The organism is Glycomyces algeriensis, from assembly GCF_027622855.1.
Lineage (GTDB): Bacteria > Actinomycetota > Actinomycetes > Mycobacteriales > Micromonosporaceae > Glycomyces > Glycomyces algeriensis.
Window position 1 is genome coordinate 38197 of sequence record NZ_JAPZVR010000023.1, and the last position, 22015, is coordinate 60211.

Here is a 22015-nt window from a genome sequence, read left to right on the forward strand (position 1 = left end):
CCGAGGGCGCTGTTCGTGCTGGTCAGCGCTGTGCAATCGAATGCCGCAGGCCGATCCGGACTGGTCCGACCGCGCACAAATCGTTATCCGAACACTTACTCCAACCCATTGACAAAGTGAGTGGCGCTCGTAACACTGGGAGTCGAATCGACGCATGTTGATTCCCCGCTGTGGTGTCGAACCGGGGGCCGCGCGGGAGCCCTTCACCTCTCAACGTAGCGAGGAGCTAGACGATGGTTGCCTCACGCAACAACCACCCTTCGAAGAAAGCGTTCGCCGAGTTCATGATGAACCGCCGGCGCATGCTCGCGCTCGGCGGCATGACCGCCGGCGCCGGCGCCCTGGCGGCCTGCGGCGGCAACACCGGCCGCGAGGAGCAGGGCGACGGCGTCGCCCTGAAGCAGTGGTACCACGAGTACGGCGAGGCGGGCACCCAGGAAGCGGCCAAGGGTTACGCCGCGGACTACGCCGACGCCAACGTGACCGTCGAGTGGATTCCCGGCGACTACGACGCCGCGCTCGCCTCGGGTCTGCTGACCGACGACGGCCCCGACGTCTTCGAGAGCCACCTCAACCGCGGCATGGTCGAGGCCGGCCAGCTCGTGCCGCTCGACGACATCATCGCGGACGTCATCGCCGACATCCCCGAGGGCGACCTCGTGCGGAACACGATCGACGGCACCGTCTACGGCATCAACATGATCGACGACCCGCAGTACATCGTCTACCGCCCCAGCCTGTTCGAGGCCGCGGGCATCACCGCGCCGCCGACCACCTTCGAAGAGCTGATCGCGATCGCCACCGAACTGACCACCGGCGACGTCAAGGGCATCGACTTCGGCGCGGCCGGCGGCACCGACCGGCTCGGCCAGCACATGATCAACAGCCTCGGCCTGTCGTTCATCGGCGCCGACATGCAGGCCGGCTTCAACGACCCGCGGATGGCCGAAGGCGCCCAACTCGTCAAGCAGCTCAACGACTCCGGCTCGCTCCTGCTCGGCGCCCCCACCGACTGGTGGGACCCCTCGTCGATGATCCAGGGCCTTACGGCGATGTCGTGGACCGGCCTCTGGACCATGCCGGCGCTCATCGAGAACCTCGGCGACGACATCGGGATCTTCCCGTGCCCCGGCTTCGTCGGCGGCACGCCCACGGTCTACAACGGCGGCTGGGCGACCTTCGTCAACGCCAACGGCAAGAACGTCGACGCGGCCAAGGCCTTCACCAAGTGGCTGTGGGTCGACAACACCGAAGCCATCCTCGACTGGTGCCTGAGCTACGGCTTCCACATCCCCTCGCGGCTCTCACTGCGGGAGCAGGCCGACCAGCTCGCCTCCGGCCCGGCCGCCGAGGCCGTGGCCATCTCGGAGGAGTACGGCTGGGCCGACAGCCCCGACTGGACCCCGGCGATGAACACCGCCGTCAACGACATGTTCTCCAACATCGCCATCGAGGGCAACGACCCCGAGGCCGAACTGGCCAAGGCCGTCGAGACGGTCAACACCGAACTCGACGGCATCTTCGGGTAAGGGGATCGACATGGCCGTCACCGACACGACGGCCGAACCGGCAGCGGCGGCAGCGGGGACGTCACGACGCCCCCGCCGCCGCCGGACGTTCGGCGGCCGCAACCTCGCCTTCTGGTACTTCGTCGGGCCCTTCCTGCTCGGCCTGATCATCTTCACGTACATCCCGGTGGGCTGGTCCGCCTACCTGTCGCTCTTCGACGCGCGCAACACCGTCACCCCGGCGAGCGAGGACTTCGTCGGCGTCGACAACTACGTCACCATGCTCACCAACGCGGACTTCCGGCGGAGCCTCATCACCTTCTCCGTCTTCGCGGCGATCATCGTGCCGATCACCTTCGTCTCCTCGCTCGGACTCGCGCTGGCGGTGAACAAGGTCCGCATCATGCGGGCGTTCTTCCGCTCGGTGTTCTTCCTGCCCTTCGCCTGCTCGTACGTGGTGGCGTCGCTGGTGTGGAAGATGTCGATCTTCGCCGGGGTGCGCTACGGCATGGCCAACACCGTGCTCGGCTGGTTCGGGATCGAGAACATCCCGTGGCTGTTCGGGAACGACCCGCCGTGGTTCTGGCTGGTCATCGCCTCGCTCCGCCTGTGGATCCAGTGCGGCTTCTACATGATCCTGTTCATCGCCGCGCTCCAGCAGATCCCCGAGCACCTCTACGAGGCCGCCTATGTGGACGGTGCGAAGCCGGGCTGGCAGACCTTCTGGCACATCACGCTGCCGCACCTGCGGGCCTCCTCGGTGGCGGTGCTGATGCTGGTGCTCATCGCCGCCTACCAGGCCTTCGACGAGTTCTGGAACCTGCTGCCCAACTCCGGGAACGTCCCGTACGCCCGGACCCCGCTGATCTACCTGTTCCACACCTCGCTGGGGACGAGCCAGGACCTCGGCCGCGGCTCGGCCGGAGCGCTCATCCTGGCGCTCCTGATCGCGATCGTGACCCTCTTCCAGGGCAAGCTCCTCGGCTTCGGCAAACCGGAAGGACGGTGACCGACATGGTGTCCACCGAGAACCGGCGCAAACCGGTCGGATTCAGGCCGGGCGTCGGCTCACGGGCCTCGCGGGCCCTCAACTTCATCGGGCTGTGCGTGATCGCAGCGCTCTTCCTGATCCCGTTCTACCTGATCGTGCGCAACGCCCTCTCCACCACAGAGGACATCACCGCGCCGGGCTGGATGTGGTTCCCCACCGACGTCCAGTGGGGCAACTTCACCGAGCTGTTCAACGACGACAAGGTGCCGATGGCGCGGAGCCTCCTGAACTCCGCCATGGTCTCCGTGCTCACCACCGTCGGCACGCTGTTCCTGTGCACGACGGCCGGGTACGGCCTGGCCCGCATCCCGTACCGGCACGCGGACAAGGTGTTCTACGCGATCCTGGCGACGCTCATGGTGCCCAGCGCGATCACGTTCCTGCCGAGCTTCGTGATGGTCTCCAGCCTCGGCTGGGTCTCGGACCTGCGAGGGCTGATCATTCCGACGCTGTTCAACGGGTTCGTGGCGTTCCTGTGCCGGCAGTACTTCCTGAGCTTCCCCCGGGAGCTCGAGGAGGCCGCCCGCGTGGACGGGTTGGGGTACTGGGGTTCGTTCTGGCGCATCGTGATCCCCAACTCGAAGGGCTTCCTCGCCGCGATCGCGGTGATCACGTTCGTGACCTCATGGAACTCGTTCCTGTGGCCGCTGGTCATCGGGCGCTCGTCGGACTCGTGGACCGTGCAGGTCGCATTGTCGACGTTCCTGACCTCGCAGACGGTGAACCTGCCGCAGCTGTTCATGGCCGCCGCGGTGGCGATCCTGCCGCTGGTGTTCGTGTTCCTGTTCCTGCAGCGCTTTCTGGTGCAGGGCGTGGCGCAGACCGGCCTCAAGGGGTGACCGAAGGGCCGCCTCGCTCCATACGCGACGCTCATAGGTGTTAATGTGAGCCCCACTTAGGTCACAGTGTGCCCAACCGGCCGCGGGTCCCCACCCGCGGCCGTGCGCTTTGACCCAGCCCGAAAGTCCCTTTTGCAAGGAGTCATCCCCAGTGGAAGAACTGAAGATCCGGTCCCCCTTCGGCGTGTGGGGCCTCACCCTCGTCAGCTTCGGCATCTACGGCCTGTTCTGGTACGCCAAGACCGCCACCCAGATCAAGGCCGTGAACCCGGACAACCCGAAGAACGTGAGCGGTTCCAGCCTCGTGGTGTGGATGCTGTTCGGCGCCATCACGCTGTTCATCGTCCCGATCATGAACTGGTTCAAGCTGTGCGCCTCCATCAAGGCCGAGCAGCAGGCCGCCGGCCTGACCCCCACGTTCAACACCGGCGTGGCCACCCTCCTGTGCTTCCTCGCCGGCACCAACCTCTGCTACATCCAGGCCCAGCAGAACCTGGTCGTCACCGCCGTGCAGGCCCGCCAGAGCGTCCCCGTCTAGGACGCCCCTCGCCGTGAATCACGCGGAGGCGAAGCCCCCGGCCGAAGCATCGGCCGGGGGCTTCGTGGTGCGTGACGCGTGATATGCCACTGGGCTCGTGCGGCGGCACCCCGGCAGCGCGCGAGCGGCTACCCTTGCCGCTGTGGATCTGACCGAATACGTGCCCATCGTCCCCGACTTCCCCGAACCGGGGGTCGGCTTCCGCGACATCACGCCGCTGCTCGCCGCCCCTGACGCCTTCCGCGCCTCGGTCGACCGGCTCCTGGAGGCCTGCGCGGCCCACCCGTACGACGCGATCGCGGCGTTCGACGCCCGCGGCTTCCTGTGGGCCGCCCCGCTCGCCGACCGCACCGGCACGCCGCTCATCCCGATCCGCAAGGCCGGGAAGCTCCCGCGCGAGGCCGCGATCGAGACCTACCGCGGCGAGTACGCCGAGGTCCGCGTCGAGATGCACAAGGACGCCGTCCGCAAGGGCGACCGCGTCCTCCTGGTCGACGACGTCATCGCCACCGGCGAGTCCATGGCCGCCGGCGTGCGCCTGGTCGAAGGACTCGGCGGCACCGTGGCCGCCTGCGCCGCCCTCCTCGAGATCGCCGCCCTCTCGGGACGCGACCGCCTCGACGGCTACCCGGTGGTCTCGCTCCTCGGCAAGCTGTAGCCCCGTAGGGGCAAGCCAATGGCGCGTGACCGGTGATATGTCACGCGCCATTGGCATTACACAAGAACGACTCAGCCGACGAGCTTCGCCAGGTTCGCCGGGTCGGCCAGGGCCGAGCCCATGCCGATGACCGAGGCGCCGGCCTTGATGTAGGTGTCGATCTCGTCCGGGCCGACGCCGCCGGTGGCCACGAACTTCATGTCCGGGAACGGCCCGTGCATGGCCTTGAACCAGTCCGGTCCGAGGGTGGAGGCCGGGAAGACCTTCACCCAGGTGCAGCCGAGGTCCCTTGCGAGCCCGACCTCGCTGGCCGTGGCCACGCCCGGCAGGTGCGGCAGGCCGGCCGCGTGCGAGGCCTCCAGCACCGCGGGGTTCAGGCCCGGCGCGATCGTGTAGGCCGCGCCCGCCGCGGCGGCGCGTTCGACGTGCCCGGCCGAGACCACGGTCCCCGCGCCGACGGCTCGCCCGCTCGGGCCCGCGGCCTTCACCGCAGCGGCGAGCGCCTCCTCCTGGCCGGGCTTCCCGATCGGGACCTCGACCAGGTCGAACCCGGCGTCCCACACGCGCTCGGAGAGCTCGACGGTCTCCTCGGCGGGCAGGCCCCGCCAGATCGCCATGACGCGCTGCCCGGCGAAGAGGCGGTCGAAGAATGCGCCTTGGTCAATGGTCACTGGTCCTCCAGGATGGCTCGGACGGTCTCGGGTGGCGGCGGGGGCGCGAGGTCCCCGACGGTCTGGAGGGCGCCGGCGGCGAGCCGGTGGCCCAGCCGCATGGACGCCTCGAGGGAGGCGTCCTGCAAGCGGCCGTAGAGGAATCCGGCGGCGAACGCGTCGCCGGCGCCGACCGGTTCGACCACGTCGACCGGTTCGGCGGGGGAGTAGGCGCTCTTGCCGCCCTCGAACGCGGTGACCCCGTTGCCGCCGTCCTTGACGACGAGCACGCCGGTGCCGGGCAGGAGCTCGCGGACGTCGTCGGCGGTCGCCGTGCCCCACAGGGTCTGGGCCTCGTCGAGCCCCACGAACGCGATGTCGGCGGCGTCGGCGAGCCGCCGCAGCGCCGGCCCGGCCTCGCTCACAGGCCAGAGCGCGGGACGGTAGTTGACATCGAAGCTCACCAGCGCCGGGTCCAGGGCCCGGTCGATGAGGAGTTCGTCGACGAGCGCGGCGCAGGTGTCGGAGAGGACCGGCGTGATGCCCGAGAGGTGCAGCAGGCGCGGCGGCGCGATGCCGTCGAGGTGCCCGGGGCGCATGGTCGAGGCGGCCGAGCCGCGCCGGTAGTAGTGGACGCGGGTGCCCTCAGGCCCGGGGTCCTTGAAGTAGACGCCGGTGGGCCGCTCGGTGTCGGTCTGGACGAGGCTGCAGTCGACGCCGGCGTCGTCGAGGACGTCGCGGATGCGCCGTCCGAGCGGGTCGTCGCCGATCTTGCCGCACCAGGCGGTGCCGGCGCCGAGGCGCGCGAGGGCGACGGCGACGTTGGATTCGGCTCCGGCGACGCCCATGTGGAGGTCGACGGCGCCGCGCAGGGGTTCGGCGGCGGCGGGGGCGAGGACGATCATCGACTCGCCCAGGCACAGGACGTCCATGTGGCTCCGTTCGTGTCCGCGTGTGCAAGGGGTGGGCAGACGGAGCTTCAGCCTACCGACTGGAAAACGCATACAGACAGGGGCCATGCGGCGGCGGGCGCCGATCGCCCGCCGCGGCGCGCCGTCCCGTGCCGCCCGCCCCCGTCCGCGTAGACTGTGTGACACAGGCCTCTCACCTTGGAGCCGGACATGACCGACCTGCGTCTGGTGAAGCTCTTCGCGTGGACGATCGGCGTGCTCACCCTGCTGTGGATGCTCACCGAGTGCCTCGGCGGGGTGGACGAGACCGACCCGGGATACCAGGACCTCGACCGCGACGCCGAGCAGATCGCCGCCGACTGCGAGCACGCCTGGCAGGCCTTCGACCTGGCCGCCGAGGCCGACGGCGAGAACGTGGACGGCGTGCTCGACCAGATCGACACGATCGGCACCGGCATCGTCGACCCCAACCTCAAGTCGCTCACGTCGGGCTTCGCGGTGCGGGTCCAGGAGATGGTCGCGAGCGTGCCGGAGGGGGACGCGGACGCGCTCGAGGAGGCCCAGGCGGCGTTCCGCGACGACGCCTCGCTGGATCTGGCGATGCGCTGCCCGCTGCGGTGAACCGGTCCGAAACCTGGACACAGGTATTGACAGTGTTCGAAATTGCCGCTAACTTCTACACGTTCGAACATCCTTCTGTGCGAAGGGTGTTCGGTGCACCTCAATGCGGAGGGACGCGGCACGGCGCGCGAGCGCCCGGTCCGCCCGCGCCTCCGCGCGGACTTTGCTCTGGGGTTGACGGGGCGAGTCCGCCCGAAGGCGCCCGGGCCGCGTGAACGCGCGGTCCCGTGCGGCGACGGGCGGGCCCGCCCCGTTCCTGCGCCGCGGGCCTACGTCCCGGGGCGCGTCCCGATAGGCCGGTCCCCGCCAGTGCAAGCGTTCGTCTGCATGCGCACACCGCCGAGTTGGCAGATGACCGCCGAGCTGGGGTTTCACACATTCCCAGGCGTCGCCCGCGGAGCGCGCGTTTGGGTTCGGGGCCGCGCTTGTGGCAAAATGGCACGTCTGCCGTTGACCCGTAGGAGCCTCGTTGCCACCCAGCGAATTGCACGCCACCTTCCTGCCCGACCACGCCTCCCCGGCCGACGGGCGGCTGCTCTTCTTCGGCGGCGCGCATCCCTGGGCCGCGGTGGCCGAGCTCGGGCTCCCCCCGGGGGACCCGGTGGACGCCGAGCTGTACCTGGACGGCGAGCTCGTCGAGGTCGAGGGTGTGGCCATGCCGGTGCGCCCGGTGCTGCCCGCGCTCACGCGGATCGCCTCCCGGCCGGACATCACCGAGTCGGTCGCGATCTGGGCGCGCATCGCGAACGCGGTGGACGACGACAAGTTCGACGACCTCGACCGCATCGCGGGCGAACTGCCCGCCGAAGGGCACTGCGTGCCCCACTCCGAGGGCCACGTGTGGACCGCCAAGGCCCTCGTGGGCTCGTTCGTGGAGTCCTTCACCGAGCTGCTGCGCTCCGACTCCGGGCTCAACCTGCGGCTCATCACCGCCCAGCACTCCGACCCCGGCGAGGTCCGCGTCAACGCCGACCTGCGCAAGTACCAGGCGCACGGCATCGCGTGGCTGGAGGCCGCGGCCGAGGGCGGCGCGGGCGTCATCCTCGCCGACGACATGGGCCTGGGCAAGACCCTCCAGTCGATCGGGCTGCTCGTGCGCCGCGCCGGGAACGCCCCGCACCTGGTCGTCTGCCCGACCTCGCTGGTCGGCAACTGGCAGCGGGAGATCGCGCGCTTCGCGTCCCAGCTCTCCGTGCACCTGCACCACGGCCCGTCCCGCACCAAGGAGCGCCGGCCGCTGACCGAGTCCGACGTGGTCGTCACCTCGTACTCGATCGCGCTGCGCGACATCAAGCTGCTGCGGCAGATCGCGTTCGACACGATCGTCATCGACGAGGCCCAGGCCATCAAGAACCACCGGTCGCGCACCGCCGGCGCCGTCCGCGACCTCACCGGCCGCGTCCGGGTCGCCCTCACGGGCACGCCCGTGGAGAACCACCTCTCCGAGCTGTGGTCGATCTCCGAGTTCGTGAACCCCGGGCTCCTCGGCGGCCAGACCGACTTCAAGCGCCGCTTCGCCGACCCCATCGAGATCGGCCGCGACCCCGTCTCGGCCGCCACCCTCCGGGCCCGCATCGACCCGGTCGTGCTGCGCCGCATGAAAGAAGACGTCGCCGCCGACCTGCCGCCGAAGATCGAGGCCGTCGTCGCCTGCACCATGACCGACGAGCAGGCCGGCCTGTACAAGGAGGCCATCCGCGAGGCCTTCGACGAGGGCCTGGGCGACGGCATCACCCGCCGCGGCCGCGTCCTCAAGCTCCTGACGCGCCTCAAGCAGATCTGCAACCACCCCGCCCAGTACGTGGGGGTCGGCGACAGCGCCGGCCTGGCCGAACGCTCCGGGAAGCTCGACCGGGTCACCGAGATGCTCGCCGAGGTCGTCGACGAGGGCGACAAGACGCTGATCTTCACCCAGTACCGGCAGATGGGGGAGCTGCTCTCGCGCCACCTCCACGCCGAGCTCGGCGTCGCCGCGCCGTTCCTGCACGGCGGCCTCGACCAGCCCGCCCGCGACCGGCTCGTGGACGAGTTCCAGACCGGCGAGGGGCCGGCGATCCTGCTCGTGTCCCTGCGCGCGGGCGGCACCGGCCTCAACCTCACCGGCGCGTCCCACGTCGTCCACTACGACCGCTGGTGGAACCCGGCCGTCGAGGACCAGGCCACCGACCGGGCGCACCGCATCGGCCAGACCCGCACCGTGCACGTCCACAAACTCGTCACCGCGGGCTCCCTCGAGGAGCGCGTCGACGAACTGCTCCAGCGCAAGCGGGCCATCGCCGACGCCGTGGTGGGCAACGGCGAGGACTGGCTGGGCGACCTCGACGATTCCCAGCTGCGCAAACTCATCGAACTCGACGCCGACGGAGGCCACCTGTGAGCGACCCGTACGGACGGACCTGGTGGGGCCGCAAATGGTGGCGGGCCCTGGAGACCATCGGCCTGAACTACCCCGACCAGCGCATCGTCAAAGGCCGCGCCCTCGCCGGGCACGGCGCCGTGACCGGCATGTCGATCGACGCCGGCAGCGTCACGGGCCGCGTCACCGACAACGGCCGCACCTTCGAGACCGAGATCCAGATCCCCGTCTACAACGCGTCCGCGTGGGCCGCCGGGATGACCGCGCTGTCCCTGTCGCCCTCGTGCGTGGCCGGACTGCTCGCCGGGCGCCTGCCCAAGCGCATCGACGACGTCCTCGCCGAGACCGGGATGCGCCTGCTGCCCAAGAAGTTCGTCACCGAGGACCACAACCGCATCACCGCGACCTGCCCCTGCGCCGACAGCCGCGAAGTGTGCGCCCACATCATGGCGCTCGCCCTGGTCAGCGCCGCGAAGATGGACGACGACCCGTGGCTGGTCCTTCTCCTGCGCGGCGGCCCCACCCGCGACCTCGCCGGGCGGCTGCGCGCCGCGCGGGTCGCGAGCATGGACGCCGCTCAGCCCGTCTGAGCCCGCCGAACACGCCGAAGCCGGGCCGCGTTCGCGGCCCGGCTTTCGCATGCGCGGGGATCAGCTATGCCAGTGTCGGCCCTTGGCGGACCGGACCCGCTCGACGATCCAGGCGTCGAGCCGGGTCAAGTCCTCGCAGGCCTCGATCTCCGCCCGCCGCTCGGCGGGCACCTCGCCGTCGGACTCCAGCATGAGCAGCAGCGTCGTCCGGGCGTGGCGCACGGCGCCTTCGTCGCGGCCCTTGGTGAGCAGCTCCTCGGTGTACTCCGAGTGGTAGAGACGGGCTTCGGTCTTCATCAGTGCCTCCAGCAAGGTCGCAGGCTCCTTGGCCAAAGTGGTGAGCAGGAATCTCGCATAGTCGGCCGCTCGTCCTGGCTCGATGGTGCCGAGCCAGCGGTCGAGCGTCGAGACGAACAGTTCGGTCGGAATGGTCTTCGGCTGCCGGCGCATGACCGCCGCGGCGACGGCCGCGGCCGCGTTCGGCGGCGCCTCGTCGGCACCCAGGTCCGGCATGTTCCCGGGGCCCACGGTCGCCACCGCGACCGTACTGCCCGGGCCCATGGCGATCCCGCGGCGGAACCGCCGCGCGAGCGCATCGGTGCGGCACAGCATCAGCAGCACGACCGGGACGCGGTGGTCCTCGAAGGCGTGGGTCAGGTAGCCGGGCAACCGGTGGTACTTGTCCTCGCTCCACTCGTTCTGGACCTCGCAGACGACGATCAGCTCCGCGCCGTCCGCGAAACCGAGCCGGACGACGCCGTCCGCCCGGCGCTCGGTCGGACCCGACGAGCCCACCGCGCCCGAGCGCGTCTCAGCCTTGACGCACTTCGCGCCGCGCGGACCGCCGGCCAGCGCCAGCATCCACGGCACCGACGCCGGCTCGTCCTGGATCAGCTTCACGAGGATCTCGTGGAACTCTCCTGGCATTGACTCCTCTTTCCATATCGGGGAATGCACCCGAGAGAACGAGGAACGAACCGGACGGACACGGCACTGTCGGAAAGCCGACACCATGCGCCCCAAGGAGACTCGATAGCGAACGCCGCTCAGGCCAGCGTCACCGTCATCCCGGAACCGCTGGCGGACACCGAGACCGACAGCATGTCCGGCACCCGCGGCAGCCCCTCCGACGCCTCGCCCTTGTAATCGCCTACCACCACCGTGGCCGCCCCTGCGGCCCTCGCCGAAGCCAGACCCGCCGGCGCGTCCTCGAACACCACCGCCTCCGCCGCGTCGAACCCCAGCGCCTTCGCCGCCAGCATGTACGGCTGCGGATGCGGCTTGCCCCTCGTCACGTCGTCAGCGGCCACCAGGATCTTCGGCAGCGGAATCCCCACGGCCGCAAGCCGGCGCAGCGTCAACGCCCGCGTCGCCGACGTCACCACCGCCCACCGGTCCCGGTCCAGGCCGCCGAGCAGCGCCGCCGAACCCGGAATCTCACTGATCCCGTCCGTGCGGTCGATCTCCTCCGCCTCGATCCGATCGGTCTCCGCCACCACGTCCACACCGTGCGGCGCGAACTCCGCCACCACCTCGATCGTCGGCCGCCCGTGCGCCACCGCCAGAATCGCCGAAGCCTCCAGACCGTGCCGGCCGGCGAACCGACCCCACGCCCGCTCCACCGACGCCGTCGAATCGACCAGCGTCCCGTCCATGTCGAACAGCAGCACCGCAGCCGTCAGCACCGAATCACCCATGTACATACCCTCCTCGAGTCACCGGACATGCACGGTATCAACGGAACATGACGACCACGCTAACTCTCACGAAGGATTCGCGCCCGCCCGCCGTGAGCCCCCGCCACCCCGCAGATAACGGTTGCGCGAAACCGGACGACCACTTACCGTCGACACCGTGCCAGCACTGACACTCCCCACCGCACGCGTCGGACCCTCCTACACCGAAGGCGTCCGCGAATTCCTCGCCGAAGGCCGCGGCGGACCCGACGACCACTCCCTCTTCCGCAACCTCATCCGCGAAGCCGGCCGCCCCGATGACACCCCGGCATGGCTCGAACGCGCCCTCGCCTTCGAACGCCGCCTCATCACCGACCCGCCCGCCGACTTCGTCCCCTCCACCACCTACTGGTGGACCGAGGGCGACACCTACCTCGGCCGCATCAACCTCCGCCACCGCCTCAACGAGCAGCTCAGCGACATCGGCGGCCACATCGGCTACGACGTCCGCCCCACCGCCCGCCGCCGCGGCCACGCCACCGCCATGCTCGCCGCGGTCCTGCCCCTCGCCGCAGACCTCGGCATCGACAAGGCACTCATCACCTGCGACACCGAGAACACCGCCTCCCGCAAGGTCATCGAAGCCAACGGCGGGGTACTCGAAGACGAACGCGGCGGCAGACTCCGGTTCTGGGTGCCTACCGCGCCATAGCAATGCAAGCACACAGGTTGGGGGACTAGGTGGGACTCAAACGCGTCGACTACGACCGCACACAGCACGCCGGATACGCGAAGGGCCGCCGGCTCCTGCCCGCGAGCCGCCGCGCCTGGCTCCGGGCCTTCCGCGAACACGCCGGGAACCGCCGCATCGGCACCGTCCTCGACGTCGGCTCCGGCACCGGACGGTTCACCCCCGCGCTGGCCGACGAGTTCGGGGCCGACGTCATCGGCGTCGAACCCTCGGCGCGGATGCGGGAGGTCGCCCATGTCGAGTCCTCGCACCCGCTCGTATCGTATGTGCCGGGCGACGCCGCGGACCTGCCGCTGGAGGACGGGAGCGCCGACCTGGCGCTGATGTTCCTCGTCTGGCACCACGTGCCCGACCGGGACGCGGCCGCGCGGGAGCTGGCGCGGGTCCTCGCGCCGGGCGCGCGGCTGCTCATGGCGACCACGCTCTCGGACCGCCTGAAGGACCTGCTGCTGTACCGGTACTTCCCGCGGACCCGCGACATCGACGCCGAGGTGTTCCCGTCGCTGGAGGAGACCGTGCGCGTGTTCGCCGACGCCGGGTTCGCGCACGCCGGGCTCAGCGAGGTCCACCACCGCTCGGCGGACAGCCTCGCCGAATACGCCGGGCGGCAGCGGATGCGCGCGCTCTCGGTCTACGAGCACTTGACGGACGAGGAGTACCGCGACGGCCTCGCCGCACTGGAAGCCGACGCGCTCGCAGAGACCGCCCCGAGCCCGGTCGAATCCGAATGCGACCTGCTCGCGTTCACACGGCAGTGAACGGGCGCGGCAACTCCTGAAATGGCGCATGACATGTGACATGCCACTGATGGTTCACGTTGGGAGGCAACGGAGCCGCAGTGCACTTCGACGGAGGATCTGCCACCGCGGCTCGGCCGCGGAGCTGCCGCTCGGCCGGCGCTGCATGGCATGTGACATGCCACCGGTCCGGCGAGATGCCGCCGATACGGGAGGCCCCGGGTACCCGCCCTATCCCACCTTCACCACTACCAGTGAAAAGGACACCCTCCCACACGGGTATGACAAAGGCCCGCTACCTGCGGAAACAGGCCCGGGCCCGCGCGTAGCCTAGTTGCCGTCAGGGGAGACGAGACCGGTGTTGTAGGCGAAGATGACCGCCTGCACCCGGTCTCGGGCGCCGATCTTGGCGAGGATCCGGCCCACATGGGTCTTCACCGTCGACTCGGCCAGGTGGAACCGCTCAGCGATCTCGGAGTTGTTCCACCCCCGCCCGATCGCCGTCAGCACCTCCTTCTCCCGATCGGTGAGGACCCCGAGCCGCTCGGCCGTCGCCGACGCGTCCGCTTCGCCGTCGACCGGGAACTGGTCGGCGAACCGGTCGAGCAGCCGCCGCGTCAGCTTCGGCGCGACCACCGCGTCGCCGGCGGCCACCACGCGGATGCCCGCGAGCAGCTCCTCCGGCTGCGCGTCCTTGACCAGGAACCCGCTCGCGCCCGCCCGCAGCGCCGCATACGCGTACTCGTCCAGGTCGAACGTGGTCAGCACCAGCACCCGGCTGCGCCCGCCCGCCGCGATGATCCGCCGCGTCGCCTCGATCCCGTCAACGCCCGGCATGCGCACGTCCATGAGCACCACGTCCGGCCCCAGCTCGGTCGCCCGACGCACCGCATCGGCCCCGTTGTCGGCCTCCCCGAGCACCACCAGGTCCGACTGGCTCTCCACCAGCATCCGAAACCCCATGCGCTGCAAAGGATGATCGTCCACGATCAGCAACGTCGTCACCGGCGCTCCTCTCCATCCTCGGGAAGCCACAACGCGACCCGCCAACCGCCGAGCGCCTCGGGCCCGGCCACCATCGTGCCGCCGAACGCCGCCGCACGCTCCGACAAGCCTGCCAGACCACGGGCCGTACCGGCCTCATCCACCCGGTTCCCGGTGTTGCGCACCGTCACGGACAGCCCCGCATCCCGGTACTCCATCGACACCTCGGCCCGCCGCACACCCCTCGCGTGCTTGAACACGTTCGTCAGCGACTCCTGCACCGTCCGGTACACCGCCAACTGCTGGTTCTCCGACAACGCCCACGGATCACCCGCCACCGACACTGTCACCGGCAGACCCGCCTCCCGCACCCGCTCGATGAGCGCGTCCAACTCGGCCAGGCCCGGCTGCGGCGCCAACTCCAGGTCCTCGCCCTCCTCGGCCTTGAGCACCGACAGCACCCGCCGCAACTCCGACAGCGCCTCCCGGCTCGTGCGCCCGATCGCCTCGAGCGCCTCCTTCGCCTTCTCCGGCGCCGCCGTCGCGGCGTACGCGCCTCCGTCCGCCAACGCATTGATCACCGCCAGGTTGTGCCCGATGATGTCGTGCATCTCCCGCGCGATCCGGTTGCGCTCCTCCGTCACCGCCTGCTGCGCCGCCTGGTCCCGCTCCGAATGCTGGAACTCCCGGCGCGTGCGCATCAGCATGCCGATCGCCACGATGAAACCGAAGTAGATCACCGTCGGCGCGAAGAACGCGAGAAAGCTGCCCACCGACAGGTTCTGATTGACCAGCCAGTCGATCAGCGACGGCACGAGCGAGACCATCCCCGCCCACCACAGCAGCTTCAGCGGCCGCCGCACCACCAGGTTGTAGAGCACGAACGTGAACGCCACCGCCGCAGCGGAGTTCACGAACCCCGCGCTCTCCTCGCTCGTGTACCCCATCGGGATCGTGATCGCCAGCGGCACGCACTGACTCAGCAGTACCGCGAACGGGTACCGGCGCCGCCAGATCGTCGGCACCAGGAACATCGCCACCAGCAGCACCTGCAGCAGCGGATCCACCGGGTCGATCTCGCCCACCGCGGCCAGCACCACCGCCAGCGCCGCGGGCAGCGAGAACAGGAAGATCGGGAACAGATTCCAAAGCAGCGGATGCCGGGAGTCGAACTCCAGCATCCGCTGCCACATCCCGCGCTTGCGGGGAACGGTCACGGCCTCGGCCACGAGCTCATGCTCACACGTCGCGACGCTTGAGCAGCACGCCCGCCAGCCCGAAAGTGACGACCAGCCAGATCCCCATCCACAGCCACGACTGGCCCAGCGACAGGTCCGCCCCGGTCGTGTCGACCATCGCGATCGTATTCGCCACATTGCCCGGCGCGAACGGCGTCACATCATCCACCCAGCTCCACGGCAGCAGACCCGCCAGCTGCGGCAGGATCATGATCACGCCGATGTAGAACCCGATCGAACCCGCCGAGTTCCGCAGGATCGCACCGATGCCCAGCGCCAGGAGCGCCAGGTAGACGATCATCGCCGTCCACCCCAGCAGCGCCCGCAGCACGCCCTCGTCCGACAGCGACACGCTGCCAAGCTCAGTGTCCGAGAGGATCGCCTGGGTCATGAAGAACGTCAAGAACACCATGGCCCCGAACAGGACCGCGACCACGGCCCCGAACACGGCGGCCTTCGCCCACAGCACCGACAGGCGCTTCGGCGCGGCCGACATGGTGGAGCGGATCGACCCCGTCGAGTACTCCCCGGTCACCGTGAGGATGCCGAGCACCGCGACGAACACCGAGGACAAGGAGATCCCCGCCATCGAGAAGCTCAGCGCCACATCGGCGCCGCCCACCGCTTGGTCGTTCGGCACACTCGAGGAGATGAGCGCGCCCAGGCCGGCGCTGAACACGACTGCGCACAGCAGCACGATCCAGGTCGAGCGCAGCGACCACAGCTTCGTCCACTCCGAACGCAGCAGACCCGCCGCGGAGAGCTTGTAGTTCGCCGGCGGCACGTAGGCCGCGCGGTCGGTCATCACAGCGGCGGTCATCGGTTCGCCCCTTCAGTGGTCTGGCGGTACTCGACCGCGTCGGCGGTCAACTGCATGAACGCGTCCTCAAGGGACCCGCGGTCGGTGCGCAGCTCGTGCAGCACCAGCCCGTGCGCGGCCGCGGTCTGGCCGACCACGGACGCCTCGGTCCCGGTCACCTCCAGCACCCCGCGCTCCGGACTCGACACGGTGATGCCGGGCCCCGCCAAGTGCTCGGCCAGCCGCGCCGCATCGGGCGAGACCACCCGCACGCTCGCCTGCCCGCTGCCGGACACGAACGCGTCAACCGTCGTGTCGGCCAGCAGCCTGCCCTGCCCGATCACGATCAGGTGCTCGGCGGTCTGGGCCAGCTCGCTCATCAAGTGCGAGGACAGGAACACCGTCCGGCCCTCGGACGCAAGGCCCTTGAGCAGCAAGCGGATCCACTTCACACCGTCAGGGTCCAGGCCGTTCACCGGCTCGTCCAGGATCAGCACGGCCGGGTCGCCCAGGAGCGCCACCGCGATGCCCAGGCGCTGGCCCATGCCGAGGCTGAAGCCGCCGACGCGCTTGCCGGCGACCTCGTGGAGGCCGACGAGGTCGATGACCTCGTTGACGCGGCGCTTCGGAATGCCGTGGGTGCGGGCGAGGGCGAGGAGGTGCTTGTAGGCGCTGCGCCCGGCGTGGACGGACTTGGCCTCCAGGAGCGCTCCGACCTCGGTGAGCGGCGAGCGGAACTCAGAGTAGTGCTTGCCGTTGACCCGGGCGAGGCCGCTCGTCGGGGCGTCCAGGCCCACGATGGCGCGCATCGTGGTGGACTTCCCGGCGCCGTTGGGGCCGAGGAAGCCGGTGACGACGCCGGGTTTGACGGCGAACGTCAAGTCGTCCACGGCCGTCTTCTTGCCGTAGCGCTTCGTCAAGTGCTCGATCTCGATCATGCCCAGAACGGTACGGCGCGCCCTGCGGCGGATCATCCGTTTCCAGAGCGAACTTCAGGGGCGCGAGTGGTACCCAAGTACTACGACTTCGAGCCGGAGACCGCGCTGGACAACTGACGAACCAGACAGATGATACGTGATGTGTCATATATTACTCGTACGGTGAACCGCCGGAAATACCCTGACACATGGGTACGACAGTGACGGTCTCCGAATCGCGGCTCCGGCGGATCGGGCCGATCCCCTCATTTGGCCTCGGAGTAGCTGTCGACCACCTTGGGCCGCAGCGGAATGCGCACCGGCATGTCGCCGAAGAGGGTGGTGGTGGCGGTGTGGGCGGCCTGTTCGATGACTTCGCCGACCGCAGCGGCGTGCTCGGCCGGGCAGTGCACCACGACCTCGTCGTGCAGGAAGAACACGAGCTCCCCGAGGTCGCGCTCATGCAGCTCGCGACGCAGCACCGCCAGCAGCACCAGGGCCCACTCGGCGGCGGTGCCCTGCACGATGAAGTTGCGGGTGAACCGTCCGCGGCCGGTCGCGGACCGGGTCCCGTCCTCCGAATTCAACGTCTGCCACCAGCGCTCGCTCGGCGCCGGCACGGTGCGGCCCAGCCAGGTGCGGACCAGCCCGCCCTTCTCGCCGGTGCGCGCGGCCGACTCGACCCGGTGGAACGCCGCCGGGAAGCGGTCCTTCATGAGCTGCACCAACTGCGCCGCGTCCCCGGCGGTCCCGCCGTACATCGCGGAGATGAGCGCGATCTTCGCCTTCGACCGCTCGCCGCCCAGTCGCGGCGCCAGCTCGGTGTACAGGTCGTCGGCGGCCGTGGCCGCGATCATCGCCCGGTCGCCGCTGATGGCCGCGAGCAGCCGCGGCTCGAGCTGCGCGGCGTCGGCCGCGACGAGCTTCCACCCCGGCTCGGCCCGGATCGCCTCCCGGACCGCGTGGGGCAGCTGCAGTGCCCCGCCGCCGTCGGTGCCCCACCGGCCGGTGTCGGCACCGCCCACCATGTACACGGGCCGGAACCGCCCGCGGTCCGCCAGCGCCGGATCGGCCTCGGCCCCAGGCGCCCCCGCCGCGGAGACCCACGAGTCGGCCCAGTTCCAGCCGAACGCGCTCCACACCCGCGCATGCTCGCGGTACACCTTGAGCGCCTCCACCGCCGGATGGTCGACCGAGGCGAGCTCCCAGGAGTGCGTGTTCTTCACATCGAGCCCGGCCGCGTGGAACGCCGCCAGGACCTGCTTCGTCGAATCGGGGTTGAGCTGGTGCCCGAACGCGTCGATCACCTTGTCCGCCAGCGCTTGGAGCTTCCTGGGCCGCATGCCTTTGGTGGGACGCGGCCCGAGGAGGTCCCGCAGGAGGCGGTCGTGCACGCCCCGGTCGAACGGGACGCCGGTGCGGCTCATCTCGGCGGCCACCAGTGCGCCCGCGGACTCGGCCGCGAGCAGCGTGCCCAGGCCCGCGATGTCGGCCGCGGCGGTGCGGCGGCGCTGGTCCAGCCAGGTCGCCTGGAGCCGGACGAGGATCGCGGGGCCGTCGACCGGTTCGGGCTCGCGCTCGAAGAGCGTTCCGGCGTCGGGGTCGGACTCGGCGGTGACGGCCGGCGGCTCGCGGCCCTCGACCCGGGAGAGGATCCGCTCGGCGAGCCGCAGGTCGCGACAGCGGTCGAGGCGGGCGCCCGCCTGCAGCAGCGGCGGATAGTCCTGGGCGGCATCGGCCAGGACCCATCGCGGCGATGCCGGATGCCCGTGTCCGAAGTCGGCACGGCCGGGCGCGTCCTGATCGTGACCGGACCGAAGGCCCCCATTGCGATCCTTCTCGGCGACACCAGCACCAGCACCAGCACCAGCACCAGCACCAGCTCGGCTGGAGGCGTGGGCGGTTGCGGTCTGGTGGTCGTCTTCGGGTCCGCCGGCGCCCGAGTCAAACCCGCCCCGGGCTTCGGTCTCGATCGCGGTCACCGCGGCGGCCAAGTCGGCGTGGTAGGTGACCGCGCCGCCGGGCAAGGGCATCGTCCACCCCTCCCCGCCGCGTCCGTGCACGAGTGCGACCTCCATGGTCCAAGTGGACCATGCGCCACCGACATTCCGCCCGATCTCGAATCGGCCCGGCCCGCGCTCGCGCTCACCCGTTCCACGCCGCCTCCGCAATCGGGGCGAATCCGACTCACGTCCCACTGGCGCCGAATCGTGTCGTACCCGCATGTCAGGGTGTTACCGGGGGCCCATCGGGCGGGTGGTACGTGACATGTCACATGGCATCCCAGGTAGGAGCCTCAGAGAACGCGGGAGAGGACAGTAGACATACTTTCGCGTCTATTCGGGTAACCGGTCTGCATGGCTTTGATTCTGTGGATCCTTGCGGTCCTTCTCGTCATCTACGGCATTTTCATGATCTTCCGGGGCCAGGTGCTCCTGGGGATCGTGGTGATCATCGTCGGCCTCCTGGTCGGCCCCGGCGGGGTGAGCCTGTTCACCTAGCCGGGCCGCTCACGGACGGCCGCCGCTTACGCGGCTGCCGGTTTCGGAGAGCGGCCTCGACCAGGCGCGGGCACGCCCCGCGTGACACCGCCCGGACGGTCCGCCCGGGCGGACCACGACGATCGAGTCGGGTCCCGCCGCGCCGCAAGGCGTCGGCGGGCCCTCGGCATGTCCGGGTCAGGCCGCGGTCTCGATCCGGCCGGCGAGGGGGGGCACCGCCACGGTCGCGTGGAGCCGCGTCCCGATGGGGAGGACGGCGTCCTCGGCGTAGAACGCCGGATTGTGGTTGAACACCATGCCGGGGCCGCCTTCGACCGGCTCGATGCCCGTCGCCGTCAGCTCCACGTCCTGGCAGCCCAGGCCGACGTACAGGCCCCCGTACTTGTTGACGAACACCGAGACGTCGTCGTATCCCAGGCCCGGCGTCATGGTGATGAGCCGGTCCGCACCCACCACGCGCTCGAGCGTGGGCAGCGCCGCCTCGACCCAGGCCGGCTCGTTGTGCACGGCCGGGACCTCCGCCGGGAAGTCCATCTCCATGGTCGTGCCGTGGGCCCGCGCGTACCCGTCGGCCATGCGCCGCATAGTCTCCTGCAGGCCGGCCATGTCCGCCTCGACGGTTGACCTGATCGTCCCCAGCAGGGTGACGCTCTCGCCGATGATGTTGAACCGGCCCATGTCCTCGACGTGGCCGATAGTCACCGTGAACGGGTCGGCCGCCGGGAACTGGCGGTACAGCTGCCCGCAGCCCGAGACGATCTCCGCGGCCACCGGCAGCGGGTCGACGCCCTCCCACGGCGTCGAGCCGTGGACCTGCTTGCCGTGGATCACGATGCGCACGGTGCACGAGGCCGCGTACTGGTTGCCCTCGTGGTAGGCGATGACCCCCACCGGCAGCGGGCCCACGTGGTGGCCGTACACCATCGTCGGGACCGGGTTCGCCAGCGCGCCTTCGGCCTCCATCTGGGCCGCCCCGCCGGGCTCGCCGATCGGCGGGCCCTCCTCGGCGGGCTGGAACACGAACAGGACCGTCCCCGGCAGCTCGGCCTTGAGCCGTTCGAGGACGCTGGCGGCGCCCATGAGCATCGCGGTGTGGCAGTCGTGGCCGCACGCGTGCGCGACCGGGAACGGGCCGCCCGGGTAGTCCTCGTCGACCACCGTGGACGCGAAGTCGACCCCGGAGGTCTCCTTCACGGGGAGCGCGTCGAAGTCGGCCCTGAGCGCGATCACCCGGTCGCCGGGCCTGCCGCCCTTGAGCACCCCCACGACGCCGTGCCCGGCGATGCCGGTGCGGACCTCGTCGAGGCCGAGCGAACGCAGGTGCTCGGTGACCTTCCGGGCGGTCTCGACCTCCCGGTTCGACAGCTCTGGATGTCGGTGCAGGTCGTGGCGCCATGCCGTCAACTGATCGCTCAGTTCGGCGGTCAGCTCGTCGATGCGGTCGTAGATCGCGCTGTCGTTCATGACGGTCCCCCCGGTCGAGGCCCGCGCTGCGGGCCCCGCTTCCGACGGTACCGACGGCCCGCGCGGTCCGGAGGTGTTCCGCGCCGTGCCCGGCGTTGCCGGCCCCGATCGGCTCGATAGGGCCCGCGTCCTGTTCGTTCTCGAAGGCGGCCCGGGGGACCCGGAGCGCCGCCCGTCCCGCGGCTCAGGCCGACTCGCGGATCACCAGCTCCGTGGGGAGGATCGTCAGCGGCTCCACTTCGTGGCCCTCCAGCAGCCGCAGCATTGCGCGGGCCATGCTGCGGCCGATCTCCGCGATCGGCTGCCGCACCGTCGTCAACGGCGGGTCGCAGTACGTTGCCAGTGCGATGTCGTCGAACCCGACCACCGACACGTCCCCGGGCACGCTCCGGCCCGCCTCCCGCAGGGCCTGGAGCGCGCCGTGCGCCATGAGGTCCGAGGCCACGAACACCGCGTCCAGCTCCGGTTCGTCCGCGAGCAGCTGCCGCATCGCCGCGTGCCCCGACTCGGCCGTGAAGTCGCCGACCGCGACGATCGCTCGCCGGTCTGCGGCCGCGAGCGCCTGCCGGTAGCCGTCCAGTCGCGCCCGTCCCGCCACCATGTCCTGCGGCCCGGCGACCGTAGCAATGCGCCTGCGGCCCTTGGCGAGCAGGAACTCCACCGCCGCCTGCACACCGCCGAGGTGGTCGACGTCGATGCACGGCGCGGCCAGGTGCGGCAGCCCGTTGCACACCACCGGCACCCCGCGCCGCAGCATCAGCTCCGGCAGCAGGTCGGCGTCGTGCAGCGAGGCGAACATGACCCCGTCGACGTGCCCGCCGACCGCGTACCGCTCGGCCCGCGACCGCGCCTCGGCCGAGCCGGTCGTCAAGAGCACCAGCAGCTTCCCGGCCGCGTCGAGCTCGGACGCGACGCCGCGGATGACGCTCGGGAAGAACTGGTCGTCCGAGAACACCCGGTTCGGCGACTCCGGCAGGATGAGCGCCACCGAATCGGTCCGGTGCGTCACCAGCGACCGCGCGGCGGCATGCGGCACGTAGCCGAGCTCGTTCGCCGCCGCCTCCACGGCCTGCCGCAGGCCCTCGGCGACCGTGGTCTGCCCGTTGACGACCCGCGAGACCGTCGCACGCGACACCCCCGCCCGCTCGGCGACCTCCTCCAGCGTGGGTCGGCCGGTGCGGGGCCCCCGCACCGGCCCCCCGCCGGGCCCCGCCACCGCGCGCCGC

22 protein-coding genes are annotated in these 22015 nt (G+C 70.5%); 11 read left to right on the plus strand and 11 right to left on the minus strand.

The window, feature by feature from the left end; all coding sequences use genetic code 11:
* The first annotated feature begins 233 nt into the window (after window positions 1-233).
* The 5 genes from O2L52_RS23885 to O2L52_RS23905 all read left to right on the plus strand — a co-directional run bounded on the left by O2L52_RS23885 (window position 234) and on the right by O2L52_RS23905 (window position 4594).
* Window positions 234-1529 (plus strand): ABC transporter substrate-binding protein, encoded by a 1296-nt coding sequence (locus O2L52_RS23885; RefSeq protein WP_270118708.1) that lies wholly within the window; start codon window positions 234-236, stop codon window positions 1527-1529.
* A gap of 10 nt (window positions 1530-1539) precedes the next feature.
* Complete coding sequence (locus O2L52_RS23890; protein ID WP_270118710.1) at window positions 1540-2517, plus strand: carbohydrate ABC transporter permease; 978 nt, start codon at window positions 1540-1542, stop codon at window positions 2515-2517.
* A 5-nt stretch (window positions 2518-2522) separates the two neighbouring features.
* On the plus strand, window positions 2523-3398 hold the full coding sequence (locus O2L52_RS23895) for a carbohydrate ABC transporter permease (protein WP_270118735.1): 876 nt from the start codon (window positions 2523-2525) through the stop codon (window positions 3396-3398).
* Window positions 3399-3549: 151 nt separating this feature from the next.
* Window positions 3550-3936 carry a DUF4234 domain-containing protein gene (locus tag O2L52_RS23900; protein ID WP_270118711.1) on the plus strand — a complete coding sequence of 129 codons (387 nt, stop codon included), beginning with the start codon at window positions 3550-3552 and terminating at the stop codon, window positions 3934-3936.
* 142 nt (window positions 3937-4078) lie between these two features.
* Window positions 4079-4594: an adenine phosphoribosyltransferase gene (locus O2L52_RS23905; protein WP_270118713.1), complete on the plus strand. Its 516-nt coding sequence runs from the start codon at window positions 4079-4081 to the stop codon at window positions 4592-4594.
* A 71-nt stretch (window positions 4595-4665) separates the two neighbouring features.
* On the opposite strand, the gene O2L52_RS23910 is transcribed toward O2L52_RS23905, so the two are convergent.
* Together O2L52_RS23910 and O2L52_RS23915 are read right to left on the minus strand one after the other, a co-directional pair.
* Window positions 4666-5265 carry a bifunctional 4-hydroxy-2-oxoglutarate aldolase/2-dehydro-3-deoxy-phosphogluconate aldolase gene (locus O2L52_RS23910; RefSeq protein ID WP_270118715.1) on the minus strand — a complete coding sequence of 200 codons (600 nt, stop codon included), beginning with the start codon at window positions 5263-5265 and terminating at the stop codon, window positions 4666-4668.
* A complete protein-coding gene (locus tag O2L52_RS23915; RefSeq protein WP_270118716.1) occupies window positions 5262-6176 on the minus strand; it encodes a sugar kinase in 915 nt (304 codons plus the stop codon). Before O2L52_RS23915 ends, O2L52_RS23910 begins: the two co-directional genes overlap by 4 nt.
* A 189-nt stretch (window positions 6177-6365) precedes the next feature.
* Between O2L52_RS23915 and O2L52_RS23920 the strand changes: the two genes are divergently transcribed.
* The 3 genes from O2L52_RS23920 to O2L52_RS23930 all read left to right on the plus strand — a co-directional run bounded on the left by O2L52_RS23920 (window position 6366) and on the right by O2L52_RS23930 (window position 9722).
* Complete coding sequence (locus tag O2L52_RS23920; protein ID WP_270118717.1) at window positions 6366-6776, plus strand: hypothetical protein; 411 nt, start codon at window positions 6366-6368, stop codon at window positions 6774-6776.
* A gap of 469 nt (window positions 6777-7245) precedes the next feature.
* Window positions 7246-9153: a DEAD/DEAH box helicase gene (locus O2L52_RS23925; RefSeq protein WP_270118718.1), complete on the plus strand. Its 1908-nt coding sequence runs from the start codon at window positions 7246-7248 to the stop codon at window positions 9151-9153.
* Complete coding sequence (locus tag O2L52_RS23930; protein ID WP_270118720.1) at window positions 9150-9722, plus strand: SWIM zinc finger family protein; 573 nt, start codon at window positions 9150-9152, stop codon at window positions 9720-9722. Before O2L52_RS23925 ends, O2L52_RS23930 begins: the two co-directional genes overlap by 4 nt.
* A 60-nt stretch (window positions 9723-9782) precedes the next feature.
* Here O2L52_RS23930 and O2L52_RS23935 read toward each other — a convergent pair whose 3' ends face one another.
* The gene (locus tag O2L52_RS23935; RefSeq protein WP_270118722.1) at window positions 9783-10649 is read right to left on the minus strand and encodes a hypothetical protein; all 867 of its coding nucleotides are present in this window, start codon (window positions 10647-10649) and stop codon (window positions 9783-9785) included.
* A 119-nt stretch (window positions 10650-10768) separates the two neighbouring features.
* Window positions 10769-11419, minus strand: a complete 651-nt coding sequence (locus tag O2L52_RS23940; RefSeq protein WP_270118723.1) for an HAD-IA family hydrolase — start codon at window positions 11417-11419, stop codon at window positions 10769-10771.
* A gap of 157 nt (window positions 11420-11576) precedes the next feature.
* On the opposite strand from O2L52_RS23940, the gene O2L52_RS23945 reads away from it, so the two are divergent.
* Both O2L52_RS23945 and O2L52_RS23950 read left to right on the plus strand, forming a co-directional pair.
* Window positions 11577-12110, plus strand: a complete 534-nt coding sequence (locus O2L52_RS23945; RefSeq protein WP_270118725.1) for a GNAT family N-acetyltransferase — start codon at window positions 11577-11579, stop codon at window positions 12108-12110.
* A 29-nt stretch (window positions 12111-12139) separates the two neighbouring features.
* Window positions 12140-12907, plus strand: coding sequence for a class I SAM-dependent methyltransferase (locus O2L52_RS23950; protein ID WP_270118727.1), 768 nt, complete (start codon window positions 12140-12142; stop codon window positions 12905-12907).
* Between the two features lie 309 nt (window positions 12908-13216).
* Here the strand turns inward: O2L52_RS23950 and O2L52_RS23955 are convergent, their stop codons facing one another.
* From O2L52_RS23955 to O2L52_RS23975, 5 genes are all read right to left on the minus strand, one after another.
* On the minus strand, window positions 13217-13891 hold the full coding sequence (locus O2L52_RS23955) for a response regulator (RefSeq protein ID WP_270118728.1): 675 nt from the start codon (window positions 13889-13891) through the stop codon (window positions 13217-13219).
* On the minus strand, window positions 13888-15099 hold the full coding sequence (locus O2L52_RS23960; protein ID WP_270118729.1) for a sensor histidine kinase: 1212 nt from the start codon (window positions 15097-15099) through the stop codon (window positions 13888-13890). The genes O2L52_RS23955 and O2L52_RS23960 overlap by 4 nt, the downstream gene beginning before the upstream one ends.
* 10 nt (window positions 15100-15109) lie before the next feature.
* Window positions 15110-15928, minus strand: a complete 819-nt coding sequence (locus O2L52_RS23965) for an ABC transporter permease subunit (RefSeq protein ID WP_270118730.1) — start codon at window positions 15926-15928, stop codon at window positions 15110-15112.
* Window positions 15925-16845, minus strand: a complete 921-nt coding sequence (locus O2L52_RS23970; protein ID WP_270118731.1) for an ABC transporter ATP-binding protein — start codon at window positions 16843-16845, stop codon at window positions 15925-15927. The genes O2L52_RS23965 and O2L52_RS23970 overlap by 4 nt, the downstream gene beginning before the upstream one ends.
* Before the next feature lie 245 nt (window positions 16846-17090).
* Window positions 17091-18902 (minus strand): bifunctional 3'-5' exonuclease/DNA polymerase, encoded by a 1812-nt coding sequence (locus tag O2L52_RS23975; protein WP_270118732.1) that lies wholly within the window; start codon window positions 18900-18902, stop codon window positions 17091-17093.
* Between the two features lie 279 nt (window positions 18903-19181).
* Here O2L52_RS23975 and O2L52_RS23980 point away from each other — a divergent pair, with 279 nt between their 5' ends.
* On the plus strand, window positions 19182-19325 hold the full coding sequence (locus O2L52_RS23980) for a GPGG-motif small membrane protein (RefSeq protein WP_270118733.1): 144 nt from the start codon (window positions 19182-19184) through the stop codon (window positions 19323-19325).
* 177 nt (window positions 19326-19502) lie between these two features.
* Here the strand turns inward: O2L52_RS23980 and O2L52_RS23985 are convergent, their stop codons facing one another.
* Both O2L52_RS23985 and O2L52_RS23990 read right to left on the minus strand, forming a co-directional pair.
* Entirely contained in the window at window positions 19503-20789 is a 1287-nt protein-coding gene (locus tag O2L52_RS23985; protein ID WP_270118734.1) for a M20 metallopeptidase family protein, read from the minus strand.
* A 184-nt stretch (window positions 20790-20973) separates the two neighbouring features.
* Complete coding sequence (locus tag O2L52_RS23990; protein ID WP_416259899.1) at window positions 20974-21981, minus strand: LacI family DNA-binding transcriptional regulator; 1008 nt, start codon at window positions 21979-21981, stop codon at window positions 20974-20976.
* Window positions 21982-22015: the final 34 nt, after the last annotated feature.